Source organism: Bradyrhizobium betae (assembly GCF_050632175.1).
Lineage (GTDB): Bacteria > Pseudomonadota > Alphaproteobacteria > Rhizobiales > Xanthobacteraceae > Bradyrhizobium > Bradyrhizobium betae_B.
Map to the genome: position 1 here is coordinate 4,151,504 of NZ_CP192576.1, position 14,407 is coordinate 4,165,910.

The 14,407-nt window shown below is 64.8% G+C and carries 12 protein-coding genes; 4 read left to right on the forward strand and 8 right to left on the reverse strand.

Annotated features, from left to right (window positions below; genetic code table 11):
• Window positions 1-4: 4 nt before the first annotated feature.
• The 3 genes from ACQ86E_RS20005 to ACQ86E_RS20015 are packed head-to-tail and all read right to left on the reverse strand — an operon-like array spanning window position 5 to window position 3,154.
• Entirely contained in the window at window positions 5-856 is an 852-nt protein-coding gene (locus ACQ86E_RS20005; RefSeq protein WP_431201445.1) for an FAS1-like dehydratase domain-containing protein, read from the reverse strand.
• Window positions 853-1,974: a CaiB/BaiF CoA transferase family protein gene (locus tag ACQ86E_RS20010; protein WP_431201446.1), complete on the reverse strand. Its 1,122-nt coding sequence runs from the start codon at window positions 1,972-1,974 to the stop codon at window positions 853-855. The genes ACQ86E_RS20005 and ACQ86E_RS20010 overlap by 4 nt, the downstream gene beginning before the upstream one ends.
• A 10-nt stretch (window positions 1,975-1,984) precedes the next feature.
• Entirely contained in the window at window positions 1,985-3,154 is a 1,170-nt protein-coding gene (locus ACQ86E_RS20015; protein WP_431201447.1) for an acyl-CoA dehydrogenase family protein, read from the reverse strand.
• 125 nt (window positions 3,155-3,279) lie between these two features.
• On the opposite strand from ACQ86E_RS20015, the gene ACQ86E_RS20020 reads away from it, so the two are divergent.
• Window positions 3,280-4,200, forward strand: coding sequence for a LysR substrate-binding domain-containing protein (locus ACQ86E_RS20020; protein ID WP_431201448.1), 921 nt, complete (start codon window positions 3,280-3,282; stop codon window positions 4,198-4,200).
• Window positions 4,201-4,419: 219 nt separating this feature from the next.
• Here the strand turns inward: ACQ86E_RS20020 and ACQ86E_RS20025 are convergent, their stop codons facing one another.
• Together ACQ86E_RS20025 and ACQ86E_RS20030 are read right to left on the reverse strand one after the other, a co-directional pair.
• Window positions 4,420-5,694: a cytochrome P450 gene (locus ACQ86E_RS20025; protein ID WP_431201449.1), complete on the reverse strand. Its 1,275-nt coding sequence runs from the start codon at window positions 5,692-5,694 to the stop codon at window positions 4,420-4,422.
• A 25-nt stretch (window positions 5,695-5,719) separates the two neighbouring features.
• A complete protein-coding gene (locus ACQ86E_RS20030; RefSeq protein WP_431201450.1) occupies window positions 5,720-6,985 on the reverse strand; it encodes a cytochrome P450 in 1,266 nt (421 codons plus the stop codon).
• A 395-nt stretch (window positions 6,986-7,380) separates the two neighbouring features.
• On the opposite strand from ACQ86E_RS20030, the gene ACQ86E_RS20035 reads away from it, so the two are divergent.
• Together ACQ86E_RS20035 and ACQ86E_RS20040 are read left to right on the forward strand one after the other, a co-directional pair.
• A complete protein-coding gene (locus tag ACQ86E_RS20035; RefSeq protein ID WP_431206516.1) occupies window positions 7,381-8,526 on the forward strand; it encodes a YjgN family protein in 1,146 nt (381 codons plus the stop codon).
• A 3-nt stretch (window positions 8,527-8,529) separates the two neighbouring features.
• A complete protein-coding gene (locus ACQ86E_RS20040; RefSeq protein WP_431201451.1) occupies window positions 8,530-9,639 on the forward strand; it encodes a M48 family metallopeptidase in 1,110 nt (369 codons plus the stop codon).
• Between the two features lie 3 nt (window positions 9,640-9,642).
• On the opposite strand, the gene upp is transcribed toward ACQ86E_RS20040, so the two are convergent.
• The 3 genes from upp to ACQ86E_RS20055 form a co-directional block, all read right to left on the reverse strand.
• The gene (gene upp, locus ACQ86E_RS20045) at window positions 9,643-10,272 is read right to left on the reverse strand and encodes a uracil phosphoribosyltransferase (protein ID WP_431201452.1); all 630 of its coding nucleotides are present in this window, start codon (window positions 10,270-10,272) and stop codon (window positions 9,643-9,645) included.
• A gap of 157 nt (window positions 10,273-10,429) precedes the next feature.
• A complete protein-coding gene (locus ACQ86E_RS20050; RefSeq protein WP_431201453.1) occupies window positions 10,430-11,668 on the reverse strand; it encodes a URC4/urg3 family protein in 1,239 nt (412 codons plus the stop codon).
• Between the two features lie 7 nt (window positions 11,669-11,675).
• Window positions 11,676-12,932, reverse strand: a complete 1,257-nt coding sequence (locus ACQ86E_RS20055) for a GTP cyclohydrolase II (RefSeq protein ID WP_431201454.1) — start codon at window positions 12,930-12,932, stop codon at window positions 11,676-11,678.
• Window positions 12,933-13,257: 325 nt separating this feature from the next.
• Between ACQ86E_RS20055 and ACQ86E_RS20060 the strand changes: the two genes are divergently transcribed.
• Window positions 13,258-14,385, forward strand: a complete 1,128-nt coding sequence (locus tag ACQ86E_RS20060; RefSeq protein ID WP_431201455.1) for a threonine synthase — start codon at window positions 13,258-13,260, stop codon at window positions 14,383-14,385.
• The last annotated feature ends 22 nt before the right edge of the window (window positions 14,386-14,407 follow it).

Genomic DNA, 14,407 nt, shown 5'->3' on the forward strand with positions numbered 1-14,407 from the left:
CGCCTCACCACACCGCCGTGCCCTTCATCGTCGGCTGCCCTTCCGCATTCGCGGTCCACAGCTCCATGCCATCAGCGGTCTCATTGGCGTTGATGGAGAACTCCGTTCCCTCGAACAGCGGCTGCAGGCCGCGATAAGTGAACTTCCTGGGCGCCTTGCCCCCGCGCAGTTTTGCCGCCAGCTCGATGATCAGCGCGGCCTGCAACGGTCCGTGGAAGATCAGGCCCGGATAGCCCTCGACCTTGGTGACGTAATCGCGGTCGTAATGGATGCGGTGGCCGTTGAAGGTGAGGGCGGAATAACGGAACAGCAGCACGGGATCGGACACATGCGTCTCGCGGTGCTGCGCCTGGGGCGGCGGAGGCGGTGCCTTTGCGGTCGCGGGCGCGCTGCTGGTCATCTCGCGATAGACGATGTCCTGGCGCTCGCGGATGGCGACGCCGCGTGGGCTGGAGATGCTGTGCTCGACCGAGACGAAGCACAGTGTGCCGGTCGAGCCCGTCTTCACCTGCACGTCGGCGATACGCGAGGTCCGCGTCGATTCATCGCCCACCTGCAGCGGCTGCAGGAACTCGATCTCGCCGCCGGCCCACATCCGGCGCGGCAACGGCACCGGCGGCAGGAAACCGCCGCGGGTCGGGTGGCCGTCGGGCCCGAGCATTGACATCGGAAACACCGGCTGCGCCAGACACCAATGCACCGTGAACGGCGCGGCGTCGCCCGTCTTGGGCTCGCCGACTTCCTGGAACAGCGTCGCGCGCAAACCCATGACGAGGTGCGCGGTGACGGTGTCGGTTGCCTCCTGGCTGCGGCCGATCCATTGCCGCAAGTGATCGATGTCGAGCTTTTCGGTCATGATGCCTCGCTCTTGTTATGATTTTTTGCCGGCTTTTCGCCGATCGCGGGCACGGCGCCGTAGCTGCGCGTCTCGCCGACGATGATCGGCGCCGGCGCGGGATAGCTGACAGGGCCGTTCGGCGTGTCGACCTCGATGCGGCGCAGATGCGGATGGTTGGTGAGGTCGGCCATGGTGTTGACCTCGGCAAAGGCGATGTCGGCATTCGACAGCCGCTTCAGCAGTTCGTCGCGCGTCATCTTGCGAAAGACATCGGCCACCGCCGTGTCGGTGAAGTCGCGGTTGCGCACGCGTTCGACCATGTTGGCGACGCGCGGATCGTTCGGCAGGTCGGGCTGATCCAGCACCTTGGCGCACAGCGTCTTCCACTCGCGCTCGCTCTGGATCGAGATCAGGATATCCTTGCCGTCCTTTGAGGTGAACACGCCATAGGGCGCGATCGAGGGATGGCGCAGGCCCATGCGCTTGGGCGGATTGCCGGCCTCGGAGTTGAGCAGCGGCACGGTGCACCAGTCCGCCATCACGTCGAACATGGAGATGCGGATGTCGGCGCCCTTGCCGGTGCGCCCGCGCCCGATCAGCGCCTCCAAAATCGCGGCATGCGCGGTCGCGCCGGTCGCGACGTCGACGATGGACATGCCGACGCGCGAGGCGCCATCGGGGTTGCCGGTGATTGAGGCAAGCCCGCTCTCGGCCTGGATCAAGAGGTCATAGGCCTTGCGCTGGGCGTAGGGGCCTTCGTCGCCATAGCCGGTGATGGTGCAGGAGATCAGCCTCGGGTAATCCTTCAGCAGCCGTTCGCGCGAAAAGCCGAGCTTGTCCATCGAGCCGGGCTTGAGGTTCTGGATCAGCACGTCCGCGCTCGCGATAAGTCTCTCGAGCTCGGCGCAGCCTTCTTTGGTGGCGAGATCGACCACCGCGGATTGCTTGCCGCGGTTGAGCCACACAAAGTAGCTGCTCTGGCCCTTGGCCGCCGCGTCATAACTGCGCGCGAAATCGCCCTCCGGTCGCTCGATCTTGATGACCTCCGCGCCGGCATCCGCCAACCGCGACGAGCAGAACGGCGCCGCCACCGCCTGTTCCACCGCAATCACCCTGATCCCGTCCAATGCTCCCATGATTGCTGCCTCAGTATGAGCGCGGCATGCCGAGCACGTGCTCGGCGATGAAGGAGAGCACGAGATTGGTCGAGATCGGCGCGACCTGATAGAGCCGCGTCTCGCGGAATTTGCGCTCGACGTCGTATTCCTCGGCGAAGCCGAAGCCGCCATGGGTCTGGACGCAGGCATTCGCCGCTTCCCACGACGCATCGGCCGCCAGCATCTTGGCCATGTTGGCTTCCGCGCCGCAATCGAGTCCGGCCTCGTATTTGCGCGTGGCCTCCTTCACCATCAGCTCGGCCGCACGCATCGCGGCGTAGGCCTTGGCGATCGGGAACTGGATGCCCTGGTTCTGGCCGATCGGCCGGCCGAACACGCTGCGCTCCTTGGCGTAGTTCGTCGCCTTGGCGATGAACCATTTGGCGTCGCCGATGCACTCGGCCGCGATCAGGATGCGCTCGGCATTCATCCCGGAGAGGATGTAGCGGAAACCCTTGCCTTCCTCGCCGATCAGATTCTCCGCCGGCACCTTCATGTCGGTGAAGAACACTTCGGTGGTGGCGTGGTTCATCATGGTGCGGATCGGGCGAATCTCGAGGCCCTTGTTCCTGGCCTCGCGCATGTCGACGATGAACACGGACAGACCGTCGGTGCGCTTCTTGACCTCGTCCTTCGGCGTGGTCCGCGCCAGCAGCAGCATCAGGTCGGAATGCTCGGCGCGGCTGGTCCAGATCTTCTGGCCGTTGACGATGTAGCCGGCATTGCCGTCCTTGCGCGCGAAGGTCTTCAGCGAGGTGGTGTCGGTGCCGCTGGTCGGCTCGGTGACGCCGAAAGCCTGCAGCCGCAATTCGCCGCTCGCGACCTTCGGCAGATATTTCGCCTTCTGCTCGTCGCTGCCGTGCCGCAGCACCGTGCCCATCGTGTACATCTGGGCATGGCAGCCGCCGCCGTTGCAGCCCGCGCGCTGGATCTCCTCGAGGATCGCCGCGGCCGCGGACAGCTTCAGCCCCGCGCCGCCATATTCCTCGGGGATCAGCACCGAGAGATAGCCGGCCTCCGTCAGCGCGTCGACGAAGGTCTTCGGATAGGCCATCTCGCGATCGAGCTTGCGCCAGTATTCGCCGGGAAACTGCGCGCACAGCTTTGCGACGGCCTCGCGGATGTCGGAATGATCTTCGGTGTGGTGGTCTTCACTCATGGCGTTTCCCAATGGTAGCGGCAGTCAAGATAACGCCGGCCGATCCCCTGGCGTTGTGAAAACAATGCCAGCCCCCTATGCTCATTTGCTATAGCGTATGGAGTAGCCTTCCAGGATTGGCAAGCATGGATTTCCGTCAGCTCAGGACCTTCAGTTGCGTGGCGGAGCTCGGCAGCCTCTCCAAGGCCTCCGACACGCTGCGCGTGGCGCAGCCCGCGCTGAGCCGCCAGATCAAGCTGCTGGAGCACGAGCTGCGCGTCGAACTGTTCACGCGCAACGGCCGCGGCATGGTGCTGACCGAGGCCGGCCGGCTGCTGCTGGCGCGCACCTCCGGCATCGTGCGCCAGATCGACCAGATCCGCGACGACATCCAGTCGGCCAAGGGGCCGCCGTCCGGCCAGGTCGTGCTCGGCCTCGTCCCGACCGTGAGCTGCGTGCTGTCGGCGCGCTTTGCGCGGCGCTGCGTCGAAAAATTTCCCGGCATTTCGCTGCGTATCGTCGAGAGCTACAGCGGCCACCTCGTCGAATGGCTTCACCGCGGCGAGATGGACCTCGCCATCCTCTACGGTCGCTCCGCCGATCTGCATCTCAACGTCGAGAGTCTTGGCCGCGACAACATCGTCGCAGTCGGCCCGCGCGGCTGCGGCCTCGCGCGCAAGAAGAGCGTCGAGATCGGCTGGCTGCTGCGGCAGCGGCTGGTGCTGCCCAGTCATTCCCACGGCCTGCGCGCGCTGATCGAGCACGCGGCGGCCCAGCGCAAGATCAAGCTCAACGTCCAGCTGGAAGCGGATTCGTTTCGCGTGCTGACCAGCCTGGTCGAGGAGGGCCTCGGCTTTGCGCTGCTGCCGCCGTCGTCGGTCCACGGCGAGGTCGCCGAGGGACGGCTGGAAACCGCCGTCGTCTCCAGGCCGATGACGCGCGAACTCATTTTCGCCTCTCCGATCGACCGTCCGGCCTCGACGGCCTCGCTCGCCATCACCGCCCTCCTGCGCGACGAGGTCGCCGCCTGTCGCAAGGAAGGCCTGTGGGACATCAAGCTGAGTTAGATGCTTTCAGTGTGGTAGAACAGCCGCACGCCCTCGTGCCTTCGCATCTGGCGCGACCTGTCATGCCGGAATTTTATAGCTGGTGAGGGGGCAGTGCGAGTTTGGCGCGCACGTGTCGCCAAAACCTCGTCATTGCGAGCGCAGCGAAGCAATCCAGGAATCTTTCCGCGGAGGCAGACTGGATTGCTTCGCTGCGCTCGCAATGACGGAGGATAGAGCCTACCCCGGAATCCTTACCGGCAGGCTTTCATACCCCTTGATGAAGCTCGAATAGATCCGCTTCGGCTCGCCGACCAACTCGATGCGGTCGAACCGCTTCAGCATCTCCTCCCAGACGATTCTGAGCTGCAGCTCGGCAAGGCGCATGCCGACGCAGCGGTGGATGCCGAAGCCGAAGGAGAGGTGGGTACGCGGTCGCGGGCGGTCGATGATGAACTCGTTCGGCTCTTCGAACATCTCCTCGTCGCGGTTGCCGGAGACGTACCACATCACGACGCGGTCGCCCTTCTTGATGTGCTTGCCGCCGACTTCGGTGTCGGCAAGCGCGGTGCGGCGCATATGCGCCAGTGGCGTCTGCCAGCGGATCACCTCCGGCACCATGGAGTCGATCAGTTCCGGATTGGCGCGGAGCTTGTCATACTGATCGGGATTCTCGTTCAGCGCCAGCACCGAGCCGGTCATGGTGTTGCGCGTGGTGTCGTTGCCGCCGACGATGAGCAGGATGATGTTGCCCATGAGGTTGTCGGGGTCCATGAAACGCGTGGCGTCATTGTGCGCCATCAGCGACAACAGGTCGTTGCGCGGCGCGGAGTTGACGCGTTCGTTCCAGAGCTTCGACATGTAGGCGTAGCACTCGTCCATCTCGCGGCGGCGCTCTTCGGCGGAGGCGACGATGCCGCTCTTGGGCAGCGCGGTCGCGACGTCAGACCAGCGCGTCAGCTTGCGCCGCTCTTCCCAGGGGAAGTCGAACAGGGTCGCCAGCATCTGCGTCGTCAGCTCGATCGAGACCCGCTCGACGAAGTTGAAGGTCTCGTTGCGCGGCAGATTGTCGAGCACGGTCTGCGAGCGCTGGCGAATCAGTTTTGCCAGCTCGTCCAGATGCGCCGGTGTGAACATCGGCGACACCGTCTTGCGTTGCGACGAATGACGCGGCTGGTCCATCGCGATGAAGCTCGGCCAGTCGTAGCCCTGCGGCACGTCGCGGATCCCGATGCCGCCGAGCGTCGAGTCGGATGAGAAGATGCCGTGATTGGTGTCGACATGCATGATGTCGTCGTACTTCACCACCGACCAGTACGGTTCGATCGGCGCGTTGGTGCAGTAATGCACCGGTTCTTCCTTGCGCAGCCGTTCGAACCACGGCCACAGCGTGTCGTCCTGGAACAGCCTGGGCGCGCCGGGGTGAAACTGCGCCAGCGGCGTCGCATAGGCCTCCTCGCGGGCCCTGCGCATGCGTTCGGCCTTGTCCACTTTAACCGGCGCTTGGATGTTCATGAGGGTAGCTCCAGTTGTTCTTGTCTCACGCCGCAATCTTAACCGGCAGGGTTTCAAGACCCTTTACGAAACTCGAATAGACCCGCTTGGGTTCACCGATCACGTCGATATGGTCGAAACGCCTCAGGATTTCTTCCCAGATAATCTTGAGCTGAAGCTCGGCAAGCCGCAAGCCGACGCAGCGGTGGATGCCGAAGCCGAAGGACAGATGCGTGCGCGGGCGGGCGCGATCGATGATGAAGTCGTAGGGCTTCTCGATCACCTCCTCGTCGCGGTTGCCCGAGACGTACCACATCACGACCTTGTCACCTTTCCTGATCTGCTTGCCGCGGAACTCGAAGTCGGCAAGCGCGGTTCGGCGCATATGCGCCAGCGGCGTCTGCCAGCGGATCACCTCCGGCACGAAACTGTCGAGCAGCGCCGGATTGTCGCGCAGCTTGCGATACTGCTCCGGATGCTGGCTCAGCGCGTGGAGCGAGCCTGACATGGTATTGCGGGTGGTGTCATTGCCGCCGACGATCAAAAGAATGAGATTGCCGAGAAAGTTCTTCGCATCCATGTCGCGCGTGGCGGCGCCATGCGCCATCATCGATAGCAGGTCGCTTTTCGGTGGCTGCGCGATGCGCTCCTTCCACAGCCGCGCGAAATAGCCGGCGCATTCCGCCAGCTCGGCCTGCCGCTCGTCTTCGGTAGCGACGAGGCCGTCGGGGCCGGGAATGGTGGTGGCGATATCGGACCAGCGCGTCAGCTTGCGGCGGTCCTCCCAAGGGAAATCGAACAGCACGGCGAGCATCTGGGTGGTGAGCTCGATCGAGACGCGATCGACCCAGTCGAACACCTCACCGCGCGGTAGATTGTCGAGGCACTCGGCCGAGCGCTTGCGGATGTTGAGGGCGAGATTGTCCAGATGCGTCGGCGTGAACATCGGCGCGACGGTCTTGCGCTGCGCGGCATGGCGCGGCGGGTCCATCGAGATGAAACTCTCGCGGCGCAAATCCGGGTCGATGTCGCGGATGGTGATGCCGCCGAGCGAGGAGGCCGAGGAGAACACCGAATGGTTGGTTTCGATCTCCATGATGTCGTTGTAGCGCGTGACCGACCAGTACGGCCCGAACATCGAGTCCTTGCAGTAGTGCACGGGATCTTCCCGGCGCAGGCGGTCGAAATACGGCCAGAACGTATCCGTCCTGAACAATTCGGGATCGCCCGGATCGAACTGCTCCAGCGGCAGTGATGACGCACGCTCGCGCAATGCGTCGAGCTTGGCCGCGTTCTCGATGGTCCCATGCATGACCGCTCTCCCTGATAGTCCTCCGCGCGCCGTTTTTATGAATTCTGCGCTGCGGTATTTGATTTGCAATTACAACCCGTTGTCGGCGCCGGAGCAAGGGAGAGTTTCGCCTCCTCCAACCTTTGCAAGAGGTGGATGTTGGTCCAGTAGCCCGGATGGAGCGAAGCGTAATCCGGGATTCGGCCGCAACTCGCACTGCCCCGGATTGCGCTGCGCTCCATCCGGGCTACAGGACATCCAACGTGATCCCGCGCACGCCATTTGTCTGAGAATCGTGCGAGAAACCAACGGAAATCGAGCCCAAATCGAACCGCCCCGTCCTAGGGCTCGACTAATGTCTGATCTATAGTTTGACCGCGACAGATCCGCACCCCGAGGTTGCCGCCGTGAACGACATGCAATGGACCCCGATCGGGTCCGAACCCTTGCCCCCGCCGTTGCCGCCGACGCGGGTCGATTTCACCGGTAACCGCACCGAGTTTCGCAAATTGGTCACCAAGGGGGCCATGCTGGAGCTCGTCACCTTCGGCTTCTACCGGTTCTGGCTGGTCACCGACATCCGCCGTCATTTGTGGTCGAACACCGCGATCGACGGCGACGCCGCCGAATATACCGGTCGGGCCAAGGAGCTTTTGATCGGCTTCCTGTTCGCGCTCGCGATCCTGGTGCCGATTTACCTCGCTTATTTTCTCGTCGGTATCGAGTTCGAGCGCTGGCAGGGCTTTGCCTCGACGCCGCTGTTCATCAGCTTCTACGCCTTCGGCCAGTTCGCGATCTTTCGCGCGCGGCGCTACCGCTTGACGCGCACGGTCTGGCGCGGCGTGCGGTTCTGGATGGACGGCTCGGGCTGGGCCTATTCGTTCCGCGCCATGGCGTGGGGCCTGCTGGTGTTCCTCACCCTCGGTCTGGCGCTGCCCTGGCGCGAAGCCTCGCTCGAACGCTACAAGATGCGGCACACCCATTACGGCGATCGCTCCGGCGATTTCGAGGGCGACGGCTGGACCTTCTTCAAGCGTGCGTGGTGGCTGTGGCTGCTCAGCCCGGTCGCGCTCCTCATCTTCCCGCTCGCGCCGTTTGTCTATGCCGAGTTCAAGGCGCGCGAATGGCGTTGGTGGCTCGACGGCATCCGCATCGGCGGCGTCAGCCTGTCCTCGCAGCTGCCGCATGACGCGTTCTATGGCCTGTACTGGAAAGTGATCGGCTGGTGGATGCTGCTCACGACCGTGTTCGCCGCCTATATGGGCGGCGCCGCGTTGCTCGTCGTCCAGCTGAGCGGCGTTCCGGCCGATCAAATGTTCGAAGCCGGCAATACCGCCAAAAGCATCCCGATGGTGGTGATGATGGTCATCGGCTATTTTGCGCTCGCGCTCGCGATCAACATCGTCATGCGGGTCTATCTGCAGCGTGATATCTGGGCCAAGGTGCTGGAGACCGTCGAGGTGCACAACATCGGCGCCGCGGCGGACGTGCGCGGCAGCGGCGAGCTTGCCAGCGCGCTCGGCGAAGGTTTTGCCGACGGGCTCGATGTCGCGGGATTTTGATCTGTGAGTGAGTTGTCACCTGAGTCCCCCACGCAGTCCGCCAAGCCGACGATCTTCTTCGACGGCGTGTCGAGCCGCAGGCGGCAGGTGACGCTGACACTCGGCGACGCGCTCGAGATTGTCGAGGAGGGCGGGGCGCCCGTTCGCTGGGCCTATGCAGATATCCGCCGCGCCGACAGCCCGGCCGGAGTGTTGCGTCTTGCCTGTACCTCCGCGCCGTCCCTGGCGCGCCTCGAAATCCGCGACGCCGCGCTGGCCGCCGATGTCACTGCCCGCTGCATGCGTCTCGACGAGCACCAGACCTCGCGCCGCGGCGTCGCAAAGATCGTCGGCTGGTCGGTAGCGGCCGCTGTCTCCATCGTCTGTGTCGTGCTGTTCGGCGTGCCGCTTGCCGCCGACCGTCTCGCACCGCTGGTGCCGAAACCGATCGAGCGGCGCATCGGCGATGCGTCGGAAGTCCAGGTCAAGACCATCTTCGGCGGCAAAGCATGCGACGATCCGGCCGGGAAAGCCGCCTTCGTCAAGCTCGTCAACCGCCTGCGCGACGCCGCCGGCCTCGACGACGACAGCATGACCGCCGGTGTCCTGCCGTCCTCGATACCGAACGCCTTCGCGCTGCCGGGCGGCAAGGTCTACGTATTGAAGGCCCTGATTGACAAGGCCCAAACCCCCGACGAGCTCGCCGGCATCCTCGCGCACGAGCTCGGCCATCTCAAGCATTACGACAACATGCGCGGCCTGATCTATAACGGCGGCACCTCGTTCCTGATTGGCCTCTTGTTCGGCGACGTCACCGGTTCCTCCGCCGTGATCTTCGCCTCGCGTAGTGTGGTCGAGGCCTCCTATTCGCGCGAGGCCGAGACCGCCGCCGATGCGTTCGCGATCGAGATCATGCACAAGCTCGGCCGATCGCCGAAGCCCGCGGCCGAATTGATGTTCCGCATCACCGGCAAGGAAGGCGGCGGCCTCACGTCGATTCTGGCGAGCCATCCGCTCACCGAGGACCGGCTCGCCCGCATGACGAAAGAAGACCGCCCCGCCAGCGGCCCGCCGCTGCTGACGGACAAGGAGTGGCAATCGTTGAAGCTGATTTGCGGCAGCGGGAAGATCTGAAAGTTACCGCGTCCCGTAAGCGCGGTCGCCGGCGTCGCCGAGACCCGGGAGAATAAAACCGTTCTTGTCGAGGCCTTCGTCGACCGCGGCCGTCCAGATCGGCACGTCGGGATGCAGGCCGCGAAGCCGCTCCAGCCCTTCCGGCGCGGCGATCAGGCAGGCGAGGCGGATGTCTTTCGCGCCGCGCTCCTTCAGCCGGTCGATGGCGGCCACGGCCGTGTTGGCGGTGGCGACCACCGGCGTCACCACGATGGCGAGGCGCTCGCTGAGATCGGACGGCGATTTGAAGAAATACTCGACCGCCGCAAAACTCTCCGGTTCACGATAGAGCCCGATATGCGCGACGCGCGCGGTCGGCACCAGATCCATCATGCCGTCGACGAAGGTGGTGCCGGCCCGGAGCATCGGCACGAACACCAGCTTCTTGCCGGCGATCTTGGCCGAATGCATCGTCGCCAGCGGCGTCTCGATGACGGTGTCCGCGAGCGGCAGGTCGCGCGTCACCTCGTAGCACAGCAGCATGCCGATCTCCTTGATCAGCTCGCGGAAGGACTTGGTCGAGATGGATTTGTCCCGCACCAGCGTCAGCTTGTGCTGCACCAGCGGATGATCGACGATCGTGACGCCTTCCATGATCGGATGCCTTTCTTCCTTCTCCCCTTGCGGGAGAAGGTGGCGCGAAGCGCCGGATGAGGGGTTTCTTTCCACTTGCAAGACCGTTGGTGAGGATAGAGACCCCTCACCCGGCTTCGCTTTCGCGAAGCCACCCTCTCCCGCAAGGGGAGAGGGTTTAGAAAACAGTGCCGTCGCTGATCACCTTGAGCGGCGGCGAACCATCGGGCCGGAGCGCAAACGCAATGGCGCGGCCAGCGGCCCAGGTGCCGCCTTCCAGGATGCTGGCGAGCGGCAATGTCTCGGGCGTGCGGCCGAGCTTGGCGCGAACCAGTCCGGCAAGCCGGTCCAGCAGCGCCACGGTCAGCGCACGCCATTCGACGACCAGCAATGAGTCCACCGCATGCGCGCGCCCGGCGTCCGCGGCATCGCGCAGGCGCAGCACGGCGTGATCGACGAACAGGCCACCGTTGCGATATTCGGCGAGCCCGGTGAGGCCGTCGATGTCGGTCACGTCAAAGCCGGCGCGCTGAAGCGGTTCGATCAACGAATAGCTCAGCCATTGCGACAGCTTGTGCAGCGGCACGAGGCCCGCGGTCGCGTCATTGGCCTTGAGCGCCGGATGGCGCCAGCAATCGCCGAGCGAAATCCCGGCGAGATCGAGTCGCGACGGCCAGATTGGCCCAAGCTGGTTCAGCACCGCGGAGAGGATCGCGGGCGCGGCGATGGTGCCCTCCTTGGCTTGCGCTGCGATGTGATCGAACAAGCCGCCCGGCCGTGGGCTATCGTGCAGGCCGAAAATCTCCGGACGCCCGGCGACCAGCTTGCCCAGGCGCTGCAGCAGATCCGTACGGCCTTCGAGGCCGAGCAAGGGATTGGCGTCCGTCACTTGAAACGCGGATGTCAGTGCAGCGAGCGGCAGCTTTGCGAGCACACCCGCGTCGACCCTGAAGGGCGCGCGCGGATCGCCGGAAAACAGGCCGCTTGCGAACATGTCGAGGCTCGCGATCGCGAGACCCTCGGACCGGCCGATGCCTTGTCCCGTCACCGCATCATGATAGCGCCACTCAGCGCCCGCGCCGGCATCGAGCAGCACGCTGACGATGGCGAGATCGAACTCGGCGCGCGCACGCGCGGCGCGGTCAGGCCACGATGCGGCATCCGCCAGCCGCGCCCAGCGGTCGATACCGCCGAGCACGAAATGCCGCCAACGCGCGTGGAACGGAATCTCCAGCGTCGGGTAGGCCTTTCGCGTCACCGCGAGCACGGCCTCCGCGACGGCGTCCATGTAATCGAGATCGACGGTGAAATGGCTGAGCCCGCCGTGCAGGCCGATCTCGAGCATTTGTTCGGCGCGCGCGCGAACCGCTGCTGCACTGAGCAGCGAGCGGGCCTGCAGTTCCAGAGCGTCGGTCATCGCCTGATCAGTATTTTTCCAGCGAACGCCCGACCACGCCGTTGACGTCCTTCTCGGGCGCGACGTCGGTCGAGTAGTAGCCGGCGGCCTTCTTCGCGGCCATCTCGACATAACCGTCGGCGGGAATCAGTTCCGGCGGAATCGGCACACGCTCGACAATGTCGATGCCTTGCGAGGTCAGTGCGTCATATTTCATGTCGCTCATCGACAGGAACCGGTCGATGCGCTTCAGGCCGAGCCAGTGAATGGTATCCGGCATCAATTGCTGGAAGCGCGCATCCTGCACGCCGGCGACGCATTCGGTGCGCTCGAAATAGGTGGCGGCCGCATCGCCGTCCTCCTGGCGCTTGCGTGCGTTGTAGACCAGAAATTTCGTGACCTCGCCGAGCGCGCGGCCTTCCTTGCGGTTGTAGATGACGAGTCCGAGCCCGCCTTCCTGCGCGCCGCGCGCGGATTCCTCGATGCCGTGGATGAGATAGGGACGGCAGGTGCAGATGTCGGAGCCAAACACGTCGGAGCCGTTGCACTCGTCATGCACGCGGCAGGTGATCCTGGTGCGATGGTCGGGCAACTTCGTCACGTCGCCGAACATGTAAACCGTGGTGCCGCCGATCGGCGGCAGGAACACTTTCATGTCCGGCCGCGTCACGAGCTCGGGGAACATGCCGGCGGTCTGCTCGAACAGCGTGCGGCGCAGTTCGGTCTCGTTGGTCTTGAACCGCTCGGCAAGGCCCGGCAGATACCACACCGGATCGATCGCGATCTTCACCACGGAGACGCTGCCATTGGCGTGCACGACCTCGCCGTCGGCGCGCAGCCGCTTTGCGGCCAGCGCCTCGCGGATCTCCGGCAGGTCAAGCCGCGCGCGCGTCACCGCGATGCTCGGACGGATGTCGGAGCCCTCGGCGATTTCCTTGCCGAAATTCTCGGCGACCAGATGTCCCCAGGGATCGAGCGCGACGATCGTGGCGGGATCGCGCCATTGCTCGAACGGGCCGATGGTCGCCGCCGGAAATGTGTTGGTGAGGTCAGGGCGCCGGATCGGATCGAGTGCGCCAGCGGACACCGCGAGCGCGCGGTACATCGCATAGGAGCCGCCATGGCTGCCGATCACGTTGCGATCCCCGGCGCGCGACACCGTGCCGATAATCGGCCCGCGGGCGCGCGCATCCGCGGCGCCCCAATGGATCGGGAAGGCGGCTGCCCGGCCCGGCTCCGGATGGGAGGTGAGGCGGATGTGGTCGGTACGGTTCGCGCGGCTCATGACCAAACTCCCAAAAAGCCAACGGCCCGCCGCTCGGACGGGCCTGGCTCGGTCGCGCCGCCACCGGCGGCGCAAGATCAATCCAAGATATTGTAGCGGCTCACGACGACAGACAAGTTAATCGTGCCGCATCAGGCAGATGATCATTGCCGAACGTCCCGTCATCGATGGGGCGATCCTGCCTTTAGGTCGCCTAAGGATATGAAATAATTACTGTTTTAACGCTTTCAAGAGCTGCCGTTGCGCTGTCCGAAAGGCCCGGGCTGGACCGAACCTGCATAATCGGACAAATCGTGCAGAACGCCTCTACCTTCCGGAGACCCCCATGCCCGCAGCCAGTTACATCGATCCCCGCAACGGACAGCTTTATCCGTTCGACCAGCCGCGCTGGTGCTCGGACGAGCGCACGCCGCTGCTGGTGACGCCGGGAACAGGCATTTCGCGCGACGACATCGAGCCCCGCACGCGCTCGCTCTGGCGCTACCGCGCGGCGCTGCCGGTCGCGATCGCAAAGCCGATCATGCTCGGCGAAGGCTGCACGCCGCTGGTGCAGCAGGATTGGGGTGACCTGCGCCCGTTCTTCAAGCTCGAATGGTTCAACCCGACCGGCTCCTTCAAGGATCGCGGCTCGGCGGTGATGCTGTCCTTCCTGCGGCAGATCGGCGTCGACGCGATTCTGGAGGACTCCTCCGGCAATGGCGGCTCGTCCATGGCCGGGTTAGGCGCCGCCGGCGGCATGCGCGTGAAGATTCTGGCGCCAGCCTCGACGTCGCTGGCCAAGATCGCGCAGGTGCGCGCCTACGGCGCCACGGTGCAACTCGTCGAAGGCCCGCGCGAGGAATCGGAAGCCGAGGCGATCCGCCAGTCGAGCCAGATGTTTTACGCTAGCCACAATTGGCAGCCGTTCTTCCTGGAAGGCACCAAATCGCTCGCCTACGAAATCTGGGAAGATTTCGGTTTTCGCGCGCCCGACAATGTCATCATGCCCGTCGGCGCCGGCAGCAGCCTTTTGGGTTGCGCGTTCGGCTTCCGCGAGTTGCTCAAGGCGGGCCAGATCGCGAAGCTGCCGCGCCTGTTCGCGGCGCAGCCGCTGAACTGCTCGCCGATCGATGCAAGCTTTCAGGCCGGCGCCGACACGCCTGTCGCGCGCGAGGTGCAGAAGACCATCGCCGAAGGCACCGCGATCAAGAACCCCCTGCGCTTGCGCGAGATCATTGCGGCCTTGCGCGAGAGCGGCGGCGGCACCATCGCGCTCACTGAGGACGAGATCGTCGCCGCGCTGCGGCGTTTGGCGCGTCAGGGCCTGTTCGCCGAGCCAACCTGCGCCAGCGCAGCCGCCGCGCTGGACAAGCTCTCGGCTGCGGGTGCGATCAAGGCCAGCGAGACCACGGTCGTGATCCTCACCGGCACCGGGCTGAAGGCCGCAACGACGGTCGCCGATCTCGTGCAGTAGGGCGCTACGCTTTCTCCGTCAT

Coding starts and splice junctions, on each gene's coding strand:
- ACQ86E_RS20015 (WP_431201447.1), bottom strand. CDS start 3,154: ATGAGTGAAGACCACCACACCGAAGATCATTCCGACATCCGCGAGGCC.
- upp (WP_431201452.1), bottom strand. CDS start 10,272: ATGGAAGGCGTCACGATCGTCGATCATCCGCTGGTGCAGCACAAGCTG.
- ACQ86E_RS20025 (WP_431201449.1), bottom strand. CDS start 5,694: ATGAACATCCAAGCGCCGGTTAAAGTGGACAAGGCCGAACGCATGCGC.
- ACQ86E_RS20030 (WP_431201450.1), bottom strand. CDS start 6,985: ATGCATGGGACCATCGAGAACGCGGCCAAGCTCGACGCATTGCGCGAG.
- ACQ86E_RS20010 (WP_431201446.1), bottom strand. CDS start 1,974: ATGGGAGCATTGGACGGGATCAGGGTGATTGCGGTGGAACAGGCGGTG.
- ACQ86E_RS20060 (WP_431201455.1), top strand. CDS start 13,258: ATGCCCGCAGCCAGTTACATCGATCCCCGCAACGGACAGCTTTATCCG.
- ACQ86E_RS20055 (WP_431201454.1), bottom strand. CDS start 12,932: ATGAGCCGCGCGAACCGTACCGACCACATCCGCCTCACCTCCCATCCG.
- ACQ86E_RS20020 (WP_431201448.1), top strand. CDS start 3,280: ATGGATTTCCGTCAGCTCAGGACCTTCAGTTGCGTGGCGGAGCTCGGC.
- ACQ86E_RS20005 (WP_431201445.1), bottom strand. CDS start 856: ATGACCGAAAAGCTCGACATCGATCACTTGCGGCAATGGATCGGCCGC.
- ACQ86E_RS20050 (WP_431201453.1), bottom strand. CDS start 11,668: ATGACCGACGCTCTGGAACTGCAGGCCCGCTCGCTGCTCAGTGCAGCA.
- ACQ86E_RS20035 (WP_431206516.1), top strand. CDS start 7,381: ATGCAATGGACCCCGATCGGGTCCGAACCCTTGCCCCCGCCGTTGCCG.